Raw genomic sequence first — 17,934 nt, 5'->3', positions numbered from 1 at the left:
GGTTGCAAGAGAGGGGGATCCTTCGTGGTAGAGCCTGGCCTTATTAGAGCCGCTCAGTCAGGAGATCGGGATGCTTTAATAACTCTGTTGCGAGAGATTGAAACCCATGTTTACCGGACAGCCTATTATATATTGAACAATGAACAGGATGCGATGGATGCGGCGCAGGAAGCTTTAATCCGCATATATACGAAAATCGGCTCCTACGAAGAGAAGGCCCAGTTCAAAACGTGGATTCAACGTATTGTAACGAATATTTGTATAGATAAGTTTAGAAGAAGCAAGCCAACCGTATCGATAGACGAGCATGAGATGGTTTTCCGGGAGAAGCAGAATGTCGAGGATGAGGTTATGTCGGCTTACGCCGTCCAAGACATCCGTAAGGCAATCGACAAATTGCCGGAGCATCACCGGGCAGTAGTTGTTCTGCGGTATTTGCAGGATTTCTCTTATAACGAAATTGCTGACTCGCTTGATCTTCCATTAAATACGGTCAAATCCTACTTATTCCGAGCTAGGCAGCAGCTTCAAACTTTACTACATGATTATCAGAAAGGTGGTGTCCGGGGATGACTTGTCAAGAGGTGATCGAATACATGAACCGTCAGCTAGACGGCGATTTGGATGAACATGAATATGAGATCTTGATGAATCATACGAGACATTGTCCGGACTGTGCAGCAATGTTTGAGCGGCTGAAGAAACTGTCCGATGAGCTTGGGAATCTACCTCATGTCATGCCAAAGTACAGTCTGGTAGACGCTATTTTGCCTCAGCTTGAAGAAATTGTTCCATTCCGGCAGCCTGAAGCGGCAACGGTGGAGATGGCTCCGGCGGCCATCCCTGTGCCAACGCATCAAACGAAGAACCGTGCCAAAGAACGGCATCAGCTGCGCTTCCGGGCGATAACCGGAATTATTGCGGCAAGCGTAGCAGCGGGCTTATTCCTAGTGTCTTATAACGCCGGGTTATTCCCGTCGTCTTCGCATAGCTTTGATGCGGATAAGGCCGAAACGGCTGCTGCATCCGATATTGCAACCAATCAGAGCGCGCCGCAAGAAAGAATGGACGCTAAGCTTTATGCTAATGACGGGGGAAAAGCTACAGTAAATACGGAATCCGTTAATGAACAGCAGGAGAGTTCTGCGGCAGCCCCATCGGCAAACGATGATGACCATGTTACGACCGAAAAGGAGCTGGGGATAACCGGAGCCGATTCGGATACCGGTGGAAGCACGGCTAATCAAGGGAACAGCTCAGGCGGCAGCAACGAGCCCGCATCCGGCAATAAAGAGGTTCCTTCCATTAGCGCTCCTAGCCTAGGGAGCGAGGAAGGCAGCGGGCCGAATCAGGGAATAACAGGGTTTGTCCCTGCACCGCTTGAAGCGGCATCGCCGGATGGCACCTATATTGCCAAGGCAGTGGGTTACCAGATCCATATATACAAGAACGGTGACGACACAGGAAATGCCGTTTATGATTCCGAACGCAGAAATGGCCAAGTTGCAACGCTCGTATGGTCGGAGGACAGCAAGCAGATTACCTATGAAGTGCAGCTGGAGTCCGGCGGCATGGAGCGTTATGTCATTGATTTGTCAACAAAGACCGAATCGAAGGCGGCTCATTAATTCAAGACATTTTTACCGCAGCTATCCGCACACTTTATCGTTCATTTGCGTATGATATACAAATGAAAAATCAACGTGAGCCTTGATCAAAAGTATGACCATCTACAGGGCGGTACCATGGGCCTGCCTGCAGATGTTTATATAGATGTTCAGGGACAAAGGGATGAGGCCTATGAAGCCCATCCCTTTGTTGCTGTTCAGCGAAGCGAATGCCGAAAGGTGCGGGAGAGACGGGGAGAGGTGAAGCATGGAAGCAAAAGAGGCGTTAAAGGAAATCAAAGCGGGGAAGTTTCGTCCCGCCTATGTGATATACGGCAAGGATCGCTATCGGATCGGCCAATTCACGGAGACGTTAACGGAAGCGATGTTTACGCCGGATGAGCGAGAGCTGGGCGTAGTCAAATTTGACACATCGGAGACGCTGATCGAAGAGGCGGCGCTTGAAGCGGAGACATTGCCTTTCTTTGTGGAGCGCAAGCTTGTTATTGTCCGCGATTCGGTTGTATTTGCCGCCGGAGGCAAAGAAGGCGGGAAGCTGGACCATAAGACGGACCGGCTGCAGCATTATTTGGACATCCCGTCCGAGACGACGGTGATGTTGTTCATTGTTAACGCGGAAAAGCTGGATGAGCGGCGCAAGCTGGTGAAGATGCTGAAGGACCGCGATGCGCTTATCGCATTTCAAGAGCTGGACGCGGCGGAGCTGAGGCGCTGGGTAGTCAAACGCGCGGAGGAACAGAAACGGACGATGACGGCCGACGCGGCAGATCTTCTGCTTGCGCGCACCGGGGCGAATATGCAGCAGCTGGCGCTGGAAGTGGACAAGCTATGCCTGCATGCCGGTGAAGGCGGGGTCATAGGCGTTCAGGAGACGGAGCTATTGACAGCGTCTACCGTCGAAGAGGATGTTTTCGCGCTGGTGGATGCCATCGCGAGTCTGCAGGTTGAACGTGCGCTTAAGCTGTACCGCGCCTTGCTCGTCAGAAGGGAAGAGCCGATCAAGATTGCCGCGTTAATCGCCCGGCAGCTTAGAATCATGCTCCAGATCAAGGAATTGGAGCAGAACCGGTATTCGCCGCAGCAAATGGCAGGGCAGATCGGACTTCATCCGTATGCGGTTAAGCTTGCCGCCGAGAAGAGCCAGAAGTTTAAAGTGGCACGGCTTGGCGCGCTGCTTAGCGATGTAGCGGATCTGGATTATAAAATGAAAACGGGCGCAATCGACAAGACGTTGGGATTGGAATTGTTCCTGCTGTCGCTTGGCGTTCAGCAAAGTCAAAACGCTAGATAAATGAATGATGACAAATCAAAAACGGCTTCGCCTAAGGCGAAGCCGTTCATTTGTTTGCGGTTTATTAAGCTTGAGCCGACAGAGCGTTCAGCTTTTTAGCAAGACGAGATTTTTTGCGGGAAGCCGCATTTTTATGAATCAGGCCTTTAGTAACCGCTTTGTCCAATTTTTTCGTTGCAGCGACCAGAGCAGCTTTAGCTGCTTCTACATCAGTGCCAGCGATAGCTTGGTCAGCAGATTTAACAGCCGTACGAAGCGCGGATTTTTGGGAAGCGTTCAAAGCGCGGCGTTTCTCGCTCGTTTTAACGCGTTTAATTGCGGATTTAATGTTTGGCATCGAGTTTCACCTCCTACAAAGTTTGCGTAAGCAAACAAAAAGCGTACGCGGTAAGTCTAGGTAACACAACTTAAAATATATTACCATGCACTCTCATGAAAAGCAATAGCGAGCCTATCTTGCCATTTTTGCTCATGAGGAAAAAAGTATGAAATTGACTTCCTTGCGAACAATAAGCTGGAGAGAATGGCATGGCTTTGAAGGGAGAATGGTTAGATGACCGAACTTGATTTGCAGCAATATAACATTCGCACCGACCTGGCGCTTGAGGCTAAAGAAATCGCGGAGCAGCTTGGCGGGGGAGGTCCGATCCCGGGCATACATTCGGAAACAACGGAAGACGATGGCATCACGATTACACATCTGCACGTGCAGAACGAGCAAGGCTCCCGCGCGATCGGCAAAGTACTGGGACGTTACGTCACCATTGAGGTTCCCGGCCTCCGCAAGCAGGATACGGAGCTGCAGGATCGTGTGGCTACGCATTTCGCCAAGCATTTCGAGACGTTCCTGGAGCGGATTGGCGTAGGCAAGACGGCCAAGGTGCTTATCGTCGGGCTAGGCAACTGGAATGTGACGCCGGATGCGCTGGGACCGCTCGTCGTAGAGAACGTTATGGTTACGCGTCATTTCTTCGAGCTGATGCCCGATCAGGTTGCGCCTGGTTACCGTGCGGTGAGCGCAGTAGCTCCCGGCGTGCTCGGGATAACCGGCATCGAGTCCAGCGAGATTGTGCAGGGCATCGCCGAAAAAACGCATCCCGACGTTATTATTGCGATCGATGCGTTGGCTTCCAAATCACTGGACCGCGTGAATACAACGATTCAGATTGCGGACATCGGCATACATCCGGGCTCGGGTATCGGCAATAAACGCAAAGGGCTCACAAAAGAGATTCTGGGCATCCCGGTTATTGCAATCGGCGTTCCGACGGTTGTATATGCCTCCACGATCGTGAACCATACGATTGAGCTGATGAGGGACCATATGGCCGCGAACAATGCCAATAACGACCAAATTTTTGGCCTGATGAACCAGATGGGCGAAGCGGAACGCCTGCAGCTTGTCAAAGAGGTGCTTAATCCGGTTGGCCATGATCTGCTTGTGACGCCTAAAGAAATTGACGAGTTTATTGAAGATATCGCCAACATTATCGCAAGCGGCTTAAATGCTTCCCTGCATGATGCGGTTGATTCCGACAATGTTGCGGCGTATACGCATTAAAGTTTTTCTTCAAAGTCCTTGCGGCCATAAAAGCCTCAAGGGCTTTTTTCTTGAATCTCTTAATCTATCAAATCTCTTAAATCTATTATTTCCTTTCGGTTCTATCAAACCTTCTTGTCTCATAGATTAGTAACAGTTGAGCAACGAAGAAGCGGGAGGTAGAACTCGAAATGAAAAGAACCATCATGCTGTTTGATCTGACACGCGGGAGCAAACGCATTCGCCGGCTGCTCGTAACTGGAAAAACCTTCGCGGTGTTGTCGATAAGCTCCATGCTATTTTTTGTTGCGATAGGGATTGCGGGAATGGCCCAGCAGCATTCGCTTGCCGCGCCGGTATCCTCCATGTCCGGATTCGCGGCTTCCGTTTCAAGCGGTTTTTTTGGGGATATGCTAGAGATGGAGATGCCTCAGTTCAAGAGTACCAAATCGGGCGAGGAATTGTCCGGTACTCAGATCAGCAGCTTTATCCTCAGGTTGATGACAAACGTAAATCCGGGAGATCCAAGAAGCCTGATTGCCGGCGAAATTCCTGGCATGGGAGCGGATTCTTCCTTTCTGATACGCGGAGGGGTAGGGACGCAGCCGAATGTGTGGCCGGAAGACAATATTCCGATACCCGGCGATGATAAAGGCACAACAGATGGCGATGACCATGGCCCGGACAATACAGGCGGCGGCAACCAGCCTGCGGATACTCCGGAACCGCCGGCAGCAACGCCAACTCCTACGGAAAAACCGACGCCAACTCCAAATGATGCGGGAACCCATACAACGGGGAAAGACAAAGTAGTATTTATCTATCATTCGCATAGCCGGGAATCCTGGTATCCGGAGATTGCGGACAAGAACGGAGATGCCAACTCGGCATCCAAAAATATTACGCTCGTAGGCGAGCGGCTGGCCGAGAAGCTTCAGGACCTGGGTGTGGGCACCACGCATTCCGATGTGGATTATCCAACAACGGTGCCGAACTATGATTGGAACTACTCTTACAAATACTCGAAGAAAACCGTGCAGGAAGCGATTGCAAGCAACAAAAAGCTGAAATTTTTCTTCGACATCCACCGCGATTCCGGCAGACGCAAAACAACTACCGTGGATATTAACGGCAAAAGCTACGCGCAGGTCTATTTTATTATCGGACACAAGAATCCGAACTGGAAAAAGAACGCGGAATTCGCAACCCAAATACATGACGTTCTGGAGAAGCAATATCCTGGCCTCTCCAGAGGAATCTTGGGCAAAACCACGGCGACAGGCAACGGCGAGTACAACCAATCGCTTGCGGAGGACAGCGTATTAATCGAAATTGGCGGCGTGGACAACACGTTGGCCGAGAGCTATCGGACAGCGGATGTATTGGCAAAAGTTATTGCGGATATTTACTGGGACGCCGAGAAAGTATCCGCTTCAAAATAATCAAGCTACGGGTGAAGGCTGCTGCGGCAGCCTCGCCTGGCTAAGAAGGGGCTGGAAAGAGATGAAAGGCGCATTTAAATGGATATTGCTTGGAGGCGTGCTTGTATTTATCGCGTTGTACGGCATCGAAATGTCTTCGTCAGGCATTGAGCGTATATACGGTCCGATCGAGAAAAACAATTCCTCGTCGGTTATTTCGGAGGACGACCGGTATAATCTGGCTGCTTCGGATGAAAACTCGACAACGGTAAAGAGCAGCGGCTTGTCCACGGAAGCCGACCGGAAAATCGCCGAGCTCGAGAAGGAGCTGAAGGAGGTCCGGAAAATCGCGGAGCAAAACGCACGCCATGAGCGGCTTCCCGGCATAACGTCGGATTCCGGAGAGCCAACGGTGAACAAGGTAGCGGACGGAACGGCAGGTCTCCTGCAGTCTGTCTCGAACAGCGGGATTCGCTTTATTGCTTCTTTGTTTGGGTCCGTTACCGGATAGGCGTCCGTGCATCTTGCCGTAACCGCATTGCTGGTATACCATATAGCTGATATAATGGAAAGAATGATTAGCTATATTGGATTGTGTGGGGGTTAGGCATGACTGACGTTCGTGACCGGCAAAAGAAAATTAGGAATTTCTCGATTATTGCACATATTGACCACGGAAAGTCGACGCTCGCTGACCGTATTCTTGAATTTACCGGAGCGTTATCTTCCCGCGAAATGCAGGAGCAGGTTCTTGACCAGATGGATCTGGAACGGGAACGCGGCATTACCATTAAACTGCAGGCTGTGCGCCTTACTTATAAGGCTGACGACGGCGAAGAATATTTACTTAACCTGATCGATACGCCGGGGCATGTCGATTTCACGTATGAAGTATCCCGCAGTATGGCCGCTTGCGAAGGCGCTTTGCTTGTTGTCGATGCGGCGCAAGGCATTGAAGCGCAGACGCTCGCCAACGTATATTTGGCACTCGACAACAACCTGGAGATTCTTCCGGTTATCAATAAAATCGACCTGCCAAGCGCCGAGCCTGAGCGCGTAAAGCAAGAGATCGAGGATGTTATCGGTCTTGACGCGAGCGAAGCGGTTCTGGCTTCGGCAAAAGCAGGGATCGGCATCAAAGAAATTTTGGAGCAAGTCGTACAGAAGGTGCCAGCTCCAACCGGTAATCCGGATGAGCCGCTTAAAGCGCTTATTTTCGACTCGCATTATGACCCTTACAAAGGCGTTATCGTGTATGTGCGCGTCATCGACGGCAGCATCCAGGCCGGCAAGAAAATCCGCTTTATGGCGACCGGCGCCGAATTTGAAGTTATCGAGGTTGGCGCATTTAAGCCACGCATGGGCATTGTGGACGAGCTTGCCGTTGGCGACGTAGGCTTTATCGTAGCGGGCATCAAGAACGTTAAGGATACTCGCGTCGGCGATACGGTTACGGAAGCGAAACGTCCGGCTCCGGAAGCTTTGCCCGGTTACCGCAAAATCAACCCGATGGTTTATTGCGGTCTGTACCCGATTGAGACGCAGGACTACAACGATTTGCGCGAAGCTCTCGAGAAGCTGGAGCTTAACGACGCCTCGCTCCGCTATGAGCCGGAAACCTCGACGGCGCTTGGCTTTGGCTTCCGCTGCGGCTTCCTCGGCCTCCTGCACATGGAGATCATCCAGGAGCGCATCGAACGCGAGTTTAATATTCCGCTTATTACGACAGCGCCAAGCGTTATTTACCGCGTTACGCTGACGAACGGAACGGTTCTCGATATCGACAATCCATCCAATTACCCGGAAGCGGGCAAGCTGGAATATGTGGAAGAGCCGTATGTTAAAGCTTCTATTATTGTTCCTAACGACTTTGTAGGCGCGATCATGGAGCTTTGTCAAAGCAAACGCGGCGAGTTCGTGAACATGGAGTACTTGGATACGAACCGGGTTACGCTTACTTATGAAATTCCGCTCTCGGAGATTGTTTACGACTTCTTCGATCAGCTGAAATCGAGCACAAAAGGATACGCTTCATTTGATTACGAGCTGTCGGGCTACCGCAGATCGAATCTGGTGAAGATGGATATTATGCTGAACGGCGAGCAGGTTGATGCCCTGTCCGTAATCGTTCACCGCGACCGCGCTTACCACCGCGGACGCGGTATTTGCCAGAAGATGAAAGAGCTGATCCCGCGTCAAATGTTCGAGGTGCCGGTACAGGCTTCGATCGGAACGAAGGTTATTGCGCGCGAGACCGTTAAAGCGATGCGCAAAAACGTCCTTGCCAAATGCTACGGCGGCGACATCAGCCGTAAACGGAAGCTCCTCGACAAGCAGAAGGAAGGCAAGAAGCGGATGAAGCAGGTCGGCAGCGTAGAGGTGCCTCAAGAGGCCTTCATGGCGGTGCTGAAAATCGACGAGGACTAAGAGCGGGCTGCTTCTTAGTCGCTGCCGCAAGATAACGGCATAAGGCTGAGCTCAGGGGACAGGGTATCTCCTTACAGCCGCTGTTGCTGATTTTTTTCCTGAATGAAGTGTTATCGGAAGAAAAAAATGCAGCAAAGGCGGGCGCTTCGCTCCTCCAGGAGATACCCTTTACCCCAAAGCGGCCTATGCCAATAATCTAGACAGGACTAAGGAGCATGCTCTCCTTAGTCCTGTCGATTTTTTTAATTGGGGAGTAAAAAAAAAGGAAGTGTTGAAATGATCAATTACGCGCCAAAGGCGCTTTACATTCATATCCCGTTCTGTACGAACAAGTGTCATTATTGCGATTTTACTTCGTATGTATTAAAGGGACAGCCTGTCGACGAATATCTCGACGCATTGGAGAGAGAGATGGCGCTCACGGTTGCTCAAATGCCGCCGGAGAGAATCGATACGGTATTTGTAGGGGGAGGCACTCCTACGGTGCTGACGCCGCCTCAGATGGAACGTTTTCTCGCTTCGGTGAAAAAATATTTTCCGCTTGCCGACGATGTTGAATTTACGATGGAAGCAAACCCGGGCACGACCGACCCGGAGAAGCTTGCCGCCATGTTTGCCGGCGGGGTGAACCGGATCAGCTTTGGCGTGCAATCGTTTGATAACGGGCTGCTGGAGCGCATTGGGCGCATTCATAATGTAGACGACGTTTACCGCAGTCTGGAAAATGCCCGTGCCGCAGGCTTTACGAATCTGTCGATTGACCTGATGTTCGGACTGCCGAAGCAGACGGTTGAAATGCTGGAGGACAGCGTTAATAAGGCATTGGCGCTTGATCTGCCGCATTACTCGCTTTACAGTCTGAAGGTGGAGGAAAATACGTTATTCCACAAGCTGTATCAGCGCGATGAGCTGCCGCTTCCTCCGGAAGACGAAGAGTTTAATATGTATACCTTGCTTATGGACCGGCTGAAGCAGGCGGGTTATGTTCATTACGAGATCAGCAACTTCGCTAAGCCGGGGTATGAAAGCAGGCATAACTCGACGTATTGGCGCAACGAGCCTTATTACGGGCTTGGAGCCGGCGCTCACGGTTATGCCCGCGGACTCCGACATGTAAACGTGAAAGGCGTGCAGCCTTTTATCGACTATACAAAAACAAAGCTGCCGCGTCTTGAAGAAAACATTGTTCCGGAGTACGAGGCGATGGAGGACTTCATGATGGTGGGTCTGCGTCTGCTCAAGGGCGTACGCGCTTCCGATTATGCCGCTCAATTCGAAGGGCAGAAGCTGGAGGATAAATTTGGCCCCATCATCGAGAAGCTTATCAAAGACGGACTGCTGGAGAAGGTCCTGGAGAAAGGCGATACGATATATAAATTGACCGATAAAGGCGTTCTTTTCGGCAACGATGTATTTGGTTCGTTTATCGGTCTAGAAGAAGAAGCTGCTGGCTAAAATTCGGAAAAATAGTTCTTGAGAAAACATGCGACATGCTGTATATTTATTCAATAGAATTTATATGCACCGGGTGGAGGCGAAGCAGCATGGAGGCAACGGAACAGGTAACGGTGGTTTGCAGAAAAGCAGCGCCGGAAGATGTGGAAACTTTGTACGAACTCATTAAAGGCTATGCGGAACAGGGAATCATGCTGCCCCGCACCCGGGATACGTTATTGCGTCAGATTGATACGTTTGTCGTTGCGGAGATCGGGGATAAGGTTGTCGGCTGCGGCTCCTTGCTGCGGCTTGGGCAGGATCTGGTAGAGATTCGTTCCCTCGGCATGTCCCAGGAGTATAGAGGCCTTAAAATCGGCAACAAGCTGGTCGATTTTCTGGTCGAGCAGGCCAGAGAACAGCAAATTCCCAAAATCATGGCGCTAACGTACGCCGTAAATTTCTTTTTGCGTAACGGTTTTACCGTTGTGGAGAAAGAGATTTTTCCGGAGAAGGTTTGGAAAGACTGCGTGAACTGTCCGAAGCAGCATGCATGCGACGAGATCGCCGTTCTCAAAATGTTAAATGAATAAGCCGAAAGGTTAGGCATTCCGCCTAACCTTTTCTTTTTTATACAAAGGGCATAGACCTGAATATAGGGAACCGACTTGACAATGCTCAAGGTGGTTTGGTATTTTTGTATTAATGATTAGCACTCGGCTCTAATGAGTGCTAACGAGAAGATCCGATAAACTTTTTGGAGGGATGCGAATGTTGACTGAACGGCAACGAATGATACTGAATGCAATTGTAGACGACTATATCCGTTCGGCTGAGCCTGTTGGTTCCAGGAGCATATCGAAGCGCGGCGATGTCGCCTTTAGTCCTGCAACAATCCGTAATGAAATGGCCGACCTGGAGGAGCTTGGATTCCTCGAGCAGCCGCATACATCGGCGGGACGCATTCCATCAACCAAAGGTTACCGTTATTATGTCGATCATCTCGTGAAGCTGAATGAAATTAATGAAAATGATTTGAAGCAGGCCCATTCCTTCTTCTCGGAGAAGATGATTCAGATGGAGCAAGTGATCCAGCATGCAGCGATGATTTTGTCCAACCTGACGAATTACACCTCGATTCTGCTTGGCCCGGAGATGTTCAGCAACTCGCTGAAGCATTTTAACCTGGTGCCTCTGGACGAGTCGACGGCGGTTGCGATTATCGTTACGAACACAGGCCATGTCGAGAACCGGACGATTACGGTTCCTCCGGGCATCCGCATGGATGAGATGGAGAAGATCGTAAACATCCTGAACGCCAAGCTTGTCGGCATTCCGCTCGTGCGGCTGAAGTCAAAGCTGTACGCCGAGGTAGGCCAGGAGCTGGAGCGTTACGTTGACCATTGCGAGGAAGTGCTTGGCATCCTGGACAGCGCGCTGTCCAACGATTCGGAGCAGCGAGTGTTCCTCAGCGGGACGACAAATATGCTTACGCAGCCGGAATTCAAGGATGTCGATAAGGTCAAGACGATTCTGGATCTGCTGGACGAAACGCCTACCGTAATGAAAATGATTTCCGCCGCCCCTTCGGGTATACAAGTACGGATTGGAACAGAAAATGACCATGAGGCAATCGCGAATTGCAGCTTGATTACGGCTACGTATCAGATTGACGGCCAGTCGCTTGGCACGATTGGCATTCTTGGACCGACGCGGATGGAATACGGGAAAGTCATTACGCTTCTCGACGTGATTTCGAAGGATATGGCCCATATATTGGGCCGCTTCTATAAATAGGCTGCTGTTGCTGTTTGGGCGGGTGCTGTGGGCTTGTGCGCGTACGAGCGGGGTATTGCCTTCCGTCGCTGTTGAAAACGGGAATGTGGATTAGATTCCTGCGGAATATTCCCGTTTTCAAAGGCGAGCGCTCACGCTCTTCAGGCAATACCCCGCTCTCCCGCGCCCGGCGCGCAGCACCGCAGCCAAGAGCAAAGGCAGCAACATTTATACGCGCTTGGGGCGCGTCTACAACTGGCACTGAACCGCCAGTTGTAACCATTTTTAAATTGCTTCGCAATTCTTTTAAGGAGGTGAATATGGTGAGTAACGACCAACATAACGAAACAATCGATGAAGTTCTAGAAGAACAACAAACAGAGCAGCAGGAAGAGAACGAAGCGCAAGAAGATCCGCGCATCGAAGAACTGACAAAGCTGGCTGAAGAGAATCAGCAACGATACTTACGCGCACAAGCGGATTTCGATAACTTCCGCCGTCGTACGCAAAAGGAAAAGGAAGACCTCGCGCAATACGCTTCCATGAAGCTGATCGGGCAGCTGCTTCCGGTTGTCGATAACTTCGAGCGCGCTGTTGCCGCGGCTTCCGCGAATCAGGATTTTGAAGCTCTTGCCAAAGGCGTGGACATGATCTTCCGTCAGCTGGAACAAACGTTGCAGCAGGAAGGACTGAAAGCAATGGATGCTGTTGGCGAGCCGTTCAACCCTGAATTCCATCAGGCCATTATGACCGTGGAATCGGATGAGCATGAAGAAGGCATCATCGTAGAGGAAGTTCAGAAGGGCTATATCCTGAAAGAACGCGTCCTGCGCCCTGCAATGGTTAAAGTTAGCGGCTAATCATTATTCCGATTACTGGAATTTAAATAAGAAGCGAAAATTGCTTCACAATTTTCTAAGTTAATGCTTACGAAGTGAAAATTGCTTCACAATTTTCTAAGCCAATGCTTACGAAGTGAAAATTGCTTCACAATTTTCTTTAGGAGGAACTTTCGATGAGTAAAGTTATCGGTATTGACCTTGGTACAACAAACTCTTGCGTTGCGGTAATGGAAGGCGGCGAAGCCGTCGTTATCCCGAATCCGGAAGGCAACCGTACGACACCTTCCGTTGTCGGCTTCAAAAAAGACGGCGAGCGTATCGTAGGCGAAACAGCGAAACGTCAAGCAATCACAAACCCTGACCGCACGGTAATTTCGATCAAACGCCATATGGGCACAAACCATAAAGAAGTGATCGACGGCAAAGAATATACACCGCAAGAAATTTCGGCGATTATCCTGCAAAAGCTGAAATCCGACGCGGAAGCTTATCTGGGCCAACCGGTAACGCAAGCGGTAATTACGGTTCCGGCTTACTTCAATGACAGCCAGCGCCAAGCAACGAAAGATGCCGGCAAAATCGCGGGTCTGGAAGTTCTCCGTATCGTCAACGAGCCAACAGCTGCGGCTCTGGCTTACGGCCTGGAGAAATCCGAAGACCAAACGATTCTCGTATACGACCTTGGCGGCGGTACATTCGACGTCTCGATCCTTGAGCTGGGCGACGGCTTTTTCGAAGTTAAAGCAACCAGCGGCGACAATAAGCTGGGCGGCGATGACTTCGACCAAGTGATCATCGACTACCTTGTGTCCGAATTCAAGAAAGAGCAAGGCGTTGACCTAGCCAAAGACAAAGCGGCCGTTCAACGTTTGAAAGACGCGGCTGAAAAAGCGAAAAAAGAGCTTTCCGGCGTTTTGACTACAACGATTTCCCTGCCGTTCATCACGATGGCTGACGGCGTGCCGCAGCACTTGGAACTGAACCTTACCCGCGCGAAATTCGAGGAATTGTCCGCGCACCTGGTTGAGCGTTCCCTGGCTCCTACGCGCCAAGCATTGAGCGACTCCGGCCTGTCCGTGAACGAAATCGATAAAGTTGTCCTTGTCGGCGGTTCGACTCGTATTCCTGCCGTGCAGGAAGCGGTTAAAAAGCTGATCGGCAAAGAGCCTCACAAAGGCGTTAATCCTGACGAAGTGGTTGCCCTTGGCGCGGCGGTTCAAGCCGGCGTTCTGACTGGCGACGTAAAAGACGTTGTATTGCTCGACGTTACGCCATTGTCCCTCGGTATCGAGACTGCAGGCGGCGTCTTCACGAAGATGATCGACCGCAATACAACGATTCCTACAAGCAAATCGCAAATTTTCTCCACTTACGCTGACAATCAGCCGGGTGTTGAGATTCACGTTCTTCAAGGCGAGCGTCAAATGGCTGCCGGCAACAAAACGCTGGGCCGCTTCACGCTGAACGATATTCCTCTTGCTCCGCGCGGCGTACCGCAAATCGAAGTTACTTTCGACATCGACGCGAACGGTATCGTTAACGTATCGGCAATGGATAAAGGCACTGGCAAGAGCCAAAAAATCACGATCACTTCCTCGAGCGGCTTAAGCGATGAAGAAATCGAGAAAATGATGAAGGATGCCGAGCTGAACGCGGAAGAAGACCGCAAACGCCGCGAGCTTGTAGAAGCGAAGAACAGCGCTGACCAACTCGTCTACTCGGTTGACAAAACGCTGAAGGATCTTGGCGATAAAGTAGATGCTTCCGAAATCGAAAAGGCAAACGCGGCGAAAGAAAAAGTCACTAACGCGATTGCAACAGACGATCTGGAGCAAATCAAACAAGCAACTGACGAGCTGACGGAAATCGTGCAACAGCTGTCCGTGAAGCTGTATGAGCAAGCTCAAGCTGCTCAAGGGGGCCCGGAAGCAGGTGCTGAAGCAGCCGATGCAGGCGCTCGCGGCAAAGACAATGTTGTTGACGCCGACTATGAAGTAGTTGACGAAAACAAGAAATAAGACTTAACTTGTAATGGGAGAGGTCAAAGACAGGGTCTTCCTGTCTTTGGCCTCCTTGTGTGAATAAACTGTTTTGCAGCAAACATGGGTGGAGGTGAGATGAGTTGGCAGATAAACGCGATTATTATGAGGTGCTTGGCGTTGGCAAGAGCGCTTCCGGAGACGAGATTAAGAAAGCGTACCGGCAGCTGGCGCGCAAGTACCATCCTGACGTCAATAAAGAAGCGGACGCAGAAGCGAAGTTTAAAGAAGTGAAGGAAGCTTACGATGTCCTGAGCGATGACGGACAACGCGCAAGATACGACCAGTTTGGTCACGTGGACCCGAATCAAGGCATGGGCGGAGCTGGCGGATTCTCCGGAAATGGTGACTTTGGCGGCTTTGGCGATATTTTCGATATGTTCTTCGGCGGTGGCGGCGGACGGCGCGACCCGAATGCGCCGCAGCGCGGCAATGACCTGCAATATTCGATGACGATCGAATTTAAGGAAGCTGTGTTTGGCAAAGAGACGGAAATTACGATTCCACGCACGGAATCTTGCGATACTTGCGCAGGCTCGGGCGCGAAGCCGGGAACCAAACCGGAAACCTGTTCCGTGTGTCATGGTTCCGGCCAGCAGGAGGTCGTCCAGAATACGCCGTTTGGCCGTATGGTCAACCGCCGGGCATGTTCGCATTGCGGCGGTACCGGCAAAGTGATCAAAGAGAAATGCGGAACTTGTCATGGCGCAGGCAGAGTGAAGAAACAGCGTAAAATTAATGTCCGCATCCCAGCGGGCGTGGATGATGGCGCTCAAATTCGTCTCTCCGGCGAAGGGGAAGGCGGACTCCGCGGAGGCCCGGCAGGCGATTTGTACATCGTCATCCGCGTGAAGGCGCATGAATTCTTCGAGCGCGAGAATGACGATATCTACTGCGAGGTGCCATTAACCTTCGTACAGGCGGCGCTGGGCGACGAGATCGAAATCCCGACGCTTACCGAGAAGGTGAAGCTGAAAATTCCTGCAGGCACGCAGACGGGCACGTATTTCCGTCTCAAAGGAAAAGGCGTACCGAAGCTGCGCGGCTACGGTCAAGGCGATCAGCATGTAAAAGTGACGGTTGTGACGCCAACGAAGCTGTCGGATGAGCAGAAGGATCTTCTTCGCCAGTTTGGCGGAATCGGCGGCGAGTCCCCGGCGGAGAACCAAGAGCATCACGAATCGATTTTCGAGAAAATGAAAAAAGCGTTCCGCGGCGAGTAGCCCGGAACGTTTTTTTTTGCGGTCGCGAATAGTTCGGCTATCCTTGCAACAAGCTACTTAAGTAATCGGCCTATAATATACTTAAGGAGTTGGGTTAAAAATGACGAACGAGAAAAAAGGTTATATGGAGAAAGTGAATTTCGGGGATTTGCCTGTTGGCAAAAACGAGGATGTCGAGTTTTCCGAAGAGCTTGCGGATGAGGCCGACAAAAAGGCAGAGCAACGGGCCGCTGCAGCAGATGCGCGGGCTCAGAATGAGCAGGGCGTGTAATGTCTCAGCAGGTTGAGATTCGGGCCAACTTCGGCGAGCCGGCCGCAGCCCAGGAAGCGCTCCGCAAGCTTCAAGCGTTGAGGGCTTTTGAAGTAAACGGTTTGTTGGAAAACGGCCTGCTGACGGCTACGGTCGACGAAGAGGTCGTTGAACGGGCCGTTCATATGATTGAACAGATTGGCGGCAGTCCGGAGACGGGCGCTATCGGCTGATTGAGGAGAGCGGCAAACTTTTGTTTGCCGCTTTTTTGTGCATAAATGATGAATAGTGTACAATAGATGGTAGTTTTCTCAATGGAGGGTTATAGTACATATGAAATGGCATGAAATTACGATCTCGACAACGGAACAGGCAATCGAGATGATCTCTAACTTTTTGCATGAAATGGACGCGGGCGGCGTATCCATTGAAGAATCGGGTACTTTGAACAAAGAGCGGGACACATCTCTGGGACAATGGTACGAGACGCCGTTGAACGATATTCCGGAAGGCCAAGCGATCATTAAAGGCTATTTCACGGAAAGCGTGGACATGAATGAGCTGAAGCTGCAGATTGTACCGCGGATTGAGCAGTTGAAGGAATTCGGCATTGATCCCGGCAACTACGAAATCTCCATTAAACTTGTTGACGAAGAAGATTGGGCAACGGCGTGGAAGCAGTACTTCAAGCCTATTAAAGTATCGGAAAAGCTGACGATCAAGCCGACATGGGAAGAATACGAGCCGGCAGCAGGCGAGAACATTATTGAGCTTGACCCCGGCATGGCTTTTGGCACGGGCACGCATCCAACAACCGCTCTTTGCCTGCAAACGCTGGAATCGGTTATCCAGGGCGACGAAGAAGTGATTGACGTCGGGACGGGTTCCGGTATTCTGGCTATTGGCGCGATGAAGCTGGGCGCACGCCGCGTATTGGCGCTGGATCTTGACCCGGTGGCTGTATCGAGCGCTACGGAGAACGTAAGACTTAATCGTCTGCAGGACGATGTCGAAGTGCTGGAAAGCGACCTTTTGGGCGTACTCGGCGGGAAGGTTGTTCATGCGGCAAATGAGCGCGACGCCCTTTCAACGACGGTTACGCTGCCGGTTGATTTGGTAGTGGCGAACATTTTGGCAGAAATTATTTTGCTCTTTATTGATGATGTTTTCGCTGCGCTTAAGCCTAACGGTATTTATATTGCTTCGGGCATTTACAAGAACAAAGAGGCTGACGTGGAGGAAGGATTGATCCGCTCCGGCTTTGAAATTGTTGATAAGCGCCGCGACCAGGACTGGATTGCATTCGTGGCGAGAAAGCCGCAGGTGAATGAATGAGCTGGGATGATTTCTTAGCGTATCCAATCGAGGACCTGCCTTTTATCGCGCTCGTTCTCATTATTTCGTTTACGGTGCATGAGTTCGCGCATGCCTACAGCGCCTACAAATTTGGCGATAACACGCCTAAAGAGATGGGGAGAGTAACCCTCAATCCGCGCGTGCATATCGATTTGCTCGGCGCCATTCTTATTCTGATCGCAGGCTTCGGTTGGGCGAGGCCTGTTCAGATCAACCCAAGCCGGTTCAAAAATCCGCGCGTCATGGGGGTTATCGTATCGGCCCTTGGTCCAATCAGTAATTTGCTGCTTGGCGTCTTAGGCGTTCTTCTTGTGTTAATACTGGATAAAACAGGTTTGATGTATGCAGGCTCTAACGGCGTTAACTTGGCGCTTCAGCATTTCTTCTTTTATTTCATGTATTTGAACTTCCTGTTGTTTATCTTTAACCTGATTCCTCTGCCGCCGCTGGACGGTTACCGGATTATACAGGATTTAGTGCCGCTGAGGACAAGAATTAAGATGGATCAAAACGTACAGTGGGGCATGTACCTCTTCCTCCTGCTCGTGTTTATTCCGCCGCTTCGCAGGGTGACGCTTGATCCGATTCTCGGCTGGTGGGAGCCGATTTACAATTTCTTTTTCAATTTATTCCAGCCGCTGTTTTAAGCCGCATTTCATAGATTTTTAAGGCGGAAACATGCTATGATGAAGGATGGTTAGACTGAC

General features: G+C 50.9%; 18 protein-coding genes. 17 read left to right on the top strand and 1 reads right to left on the bottom strand.

What is annotated here, in order from left to right; translation table 11 throughout:
• Positions 1-24: 24 nt before the first annotated feature.
• The 3 genes from WFK81_RS14145 (at position 25) to holA (ending at position 2,919) form a co-directional block, all read left to right on the top strand.
• On the top strand, positions 25-573 hold the full coding sequence (locus WFK81_RS14145) for an RNA polymerase sigma factor (RefSeq protein WP_015843796.1): 549 nt from the start codon (positions 25-27) through the stop codon (positions 571-573).
• Positions 570-1,628 carry a zf-HC2 domain-containing protein gene (locus WFK81_RS14140; protein WP_336787042.1) on the top strand — a complete coding sequence of 353 codons (1,059 nt, stop codon included), beginning with the start codon at positions 570-572 and terminating at the stop codon, positions 1,626-1,628. The genes WFK81_RS14145 and WFK81_RS14140 overlap by 4 nt, the downstream gene beginning before the upstream one ends.
• A 247-nt stretch (positions 1,629-1,875) precedes the next feature.
• Positions 1,876-2,919, top strand: coding sequence for a DNA polymerase III subunit delta (holA, locus tag WFK81_RS14135; RefSeq protein ID WP_336787041.1), 1,044 nt, complete (start codon positions 1,876-1,878; stop codon positions 2,917-2,919).
• A gap of 64 nt (positions 2,920-2,983) precedes the next feature.
• Here holA and rpsT read toward each other — a convergent pair whose 3' ends face one another.
• Complete coding sequence (rpsT, locus tag WFK81_RS14130) at positions 2,984-3,256, bottom strand: 30S ribosomal protein S20 (protein ID WP_127496425.1); 273 nt, start codon at positions 3,254-3,256, stop codon at positions 2,984-2,986.
• A gap of 216 nt (positions 3,257-3,472) precedes the next feature.
• Between rpsT and gpr the strand changes: the two genes are divergently transcribed.
• From gpr to WFK81_RS14060, 14 genes are all read left to right on the top strand, one after another.
• Positions 3,473-4,480: a GPR endopeptidase gene (gpr, locus tag WFK81_RS14125; RefSeq protein ID WP_336787040.1), complete on the top strand. Its 1,008-nt coding sequence runs from the start codon at positions 3,473-3,475 to the stop codon at positions 4,478-4,480.
• A 170-nt stretch (positions 4,481-4,650) separates the two neighbouring features.
• Complete coding sequence (locus WFK81_RS14120; protein WP_336787039.1) at positions 4,651-5,901, top strand: stage II sporulation protein P; 1,251 nt, start codon at positions 4,651-4,653, stop codon at positions 5,899-5,901.
• 61 nt (positions 5,902-5,962) lie between these two features.
• Complete coding sequence (locus WFK81_RS14115; protein WP_336787038.1) at positions 5,963-6,391, top strand: hypothetical protein; 429 nt, start codon at positions 5,963-5,965, stop codon at positions 6,389-6,391.
• Between the two features lie 98 nt (positions 6,392-6,489).
• Positions 6,490-8,307 (top strand): translation elongation factor 4, encoded by a 1,818-nt coding sequence (gene lepA / locus WFK81_RS14110; protein ID WP_336787037.1) that lies wholly within the window; start codon positions 6,490-6,492, stop codon positions 8,305-8,307.
• Positions 8,308-8,583: 276 nt separating this feature from the next.
• Complete coding sequence (gene hemW / locus WFK81_RS14105; protein WP_336787036.1) at positions 8,584-9,762, top strand: radical SAM family heme chaperone HemW; 1,179 nt, start codon at positions 8,584-8,586, stop codon at positions 9,760-9,762.
• A gap of 89 nt (positions 9,763-9,851) precedes the next feature.
• On the top strand, positions 9,852-10,334 hold the full coding sequence (locus tag WFK81_RS14100) for an N-acetyltransferase (protein WP_336787035.1): 483 nt from the start codon (positions 9,852-9,854) through the stop codon (positions 10,332-10,334).
• A gap of 178 nt (positions 10,335-10,512) precedes the next feature.
• Positions 10,513-11,538 carry a heat-inducible transcriptional repressor HrcA gene (gene hrcA, locus WFK81_RS14095; RefSeq protein WP_132304346.1) on the top strand — a complete coding sequence of 342 codons (1,026 nt, stop codon included), beginning with the start codon at positions 10,513-10,515 and terminating at the stop codon, positions 11,536-11,538.
• Positions 11,539-11,837: 299 nt separating this feature from the next.
• The gene (gene grpE, locus WFK81_RS14090) at positions 11,838-12,377 is read left to right on the top strand and encodes a nucleotide exchange factor GrpE (RefSeq protein WP_336787034.1); all 540 of its coding nucleotides are present in this window, start codon (positions 11,838-11,840) and stop codon (positions 12,375-12,377) included.
• A gap of 155 nt (positions 12,378-12,532) precedes the next feature.
• Complete coding sequence (dnaK, locus tag WFK81_RS14085; protein WP_336787033.1) at positions 12,533-14,377, top strand: molecular chaperone DnaK; 1,845 nt, start codon at positions 12,533-12,535, stop codon at positions 14,375-14,377.
• Positions 14,378-14,481: 104 nt separating this feature from the next.
• Complete coding sequence (gene dnaJ, locus WFK81_RS14080; RefSeq protein ID WP_336787032.1) at positions 14,482-15,621, top strand: molecular chaperone DnaJ; 1,140 nt, start codon at positions 14,482-14,484, stop codon at positions 15,619-15,621.
• A 100-nt stretch (positions 15,622-15,721) separates the two neighbouring features.
• Positions 15,722-15,892: a YfhD family protein gene (locus tag WFK81_RS14075; RefSeq protein WP_442956059.1), complete on the top strand. Its 171-nt coding sequence runs from the start codon at positions 15,722-15,724 to the stop codon at positions 15,890-15,892.
• Positions 15,892-16,104, top strand: coding sequence for a hypothetical protein (locus WFK81_RS14070; RefSeq protein ID WP_336787031.1), 213 nt, complete (start codon positions 15,892-15,894; stop codon positions 16,102-16,104). The genes WFK81_RS14075 and WFK81_RS14070 overlap by 1 nt, the downstream gene beginning before the upstream one ends.
• A gap of 100 nt (positions 16,105-16,204) precedes the next feature.
• Positions 16,205-17,206: a 50S ribosomal protein L11 methyltransferase gene (gene prmA / locus WFK81_RS14065; RefSeq protein ID WP_336787030.1), complete on the top strand. Its 1,002-nt coding sequence runs from the start codon at positions 16,205-16,207 to the stop codon at positions 17,204-17,206.
• Positions 17,203-17,874, top strand: coding sequence for a site-2 protease family protein (locus WFK81_RS14060; RefSeq protein WP_336787029.1), 672 nt, complete (start codon positions 17,203-17,205; stop codon positions 17,872-17,874). The genes prmA and WFK81_RS14060 overlap by 4 nt, the downstream gene beginning before the upstream one ends.
• Positions 17,875-17,934: the final 60 nt, after the last annotated feature.

The sequence above is a fragment of the Paenibacillus sp. MMO-177 genome (assembly GCF_037147795.1).
In the GTDB taxonomy this organism is placed as follows: domain Bacteria; phylum Bacillota; class Bacilli; order Paenibacillales; family Paenibacillaceae; genus Pristimantibacillus.
This window is presented reverse-complemented; position numbering and strand designations above follow the sequence as displayed.

Bases quoted from the DNA above. Each gene is read 5' to 3' on its own strand.
- WFK81_RS14120 (WP_336787039.1), top strand. From the start codon at position 4,651: ATGAAAAGAACCATCATGCTGTTTGATCTGACACGCGGGAGCAAACGC.
- WFK81_RS14070 (WP_336787031.1), top strand. From the start codon at position 15,892: ATGTCTCAGCAGGTTGAGATTCGGGCCAACTTCGGCGAGCCGGCCGCA.
- lepA (WP_336787037.1), top strand. From the start codon at position 6,490: ATGACTGACGTTCGTGACCGGCAAAAGAAAATTAGGAATTTCTCGATT.
- WFK81_RS14060 (WP_336787029.1), top strand. From the start codon at position 17,203: ATGAGCTGGGATGATTTCTTAGCGTATCCAATCGAGGACCTGCCTTTT.
- prmA (WP_336787030.1), top strand. From the start codon at position 16,205: ATGAAATGGCATGAAATTACGATCTCGACAACGGAACAGGCAATCGAG.
- WFK81_RS14115 (WP_336787038.1), top strand. From the start codon at position 5,963: ATGAAAGGCGCATTTAAATGGATATTGCTTGGAGGCGTGCTTGTATTT.
- grpE (WP_336787034.1), top strand. From the start codon at position 11,838: ATGGTGAGTAACGACCAACATAACGAAACAATCGATGAAGTTCTAGAA.
- holA (WP_336787041.1), top strand. From the start codon at position 1,876: ATGGAAGCAAAAGAGGCGTTAAAGGAAATCAAAGCGGGGAAGTTTCGT.
- hrcA (WP_132304346.1), top strand. From the start codon at position 10,513: ATGTTGACTGAACGGCAACGAATGATACTGAATGCAATTGTAGACGAC.
- hemW (WP_336787036.1), top strand. From the start codon at position 8,584: ATGATCAATTACGCGCCAAAGGCGCTTTACATTCATATCCCGTTCTGT.
- gpr (WP_336787040.1), top strand. From the start codon at position 3,473: ATGACCGAACTTGATTTGCAGCAATATAACATTCGCACCGACCTGGCG.
- rpsT (WP_127496425.1), bottom strand. From the start codon at position 3,256: ATGCCAAACATTAAATCCGCAATTAAACGCGTTAAAACGAGCGAGAAA.
- WFK81_RS14140 (WP_336787042.1), top strand. From the start codon at position 570: ATGACTTGTCAAGAGGTGATCGAATACATGAACCGTCAGCTAGACGGC.
- WFK81_RS14100 (WP_336787035.1), top strand. From the start codon at position 9,852: ATGGAGGCAACGGAACAGGTAACGGTGGTTTGCAGAAAAGCAGCGCCG.
- dnaK (WP_336787033.1), top strand. From the start codon at position 12,533: ATGAGTAAAGTTATCGGTATTGACCTTGGTACAACAAACTCTTGCGTT.
- WFK81_RS14075 (WP_442956059.1), top strand. From the start codon at position 15,722: ATGACGAACGAGAAAAAAGGTTATATGGAGAAAGTGAATTTCGGGGAT.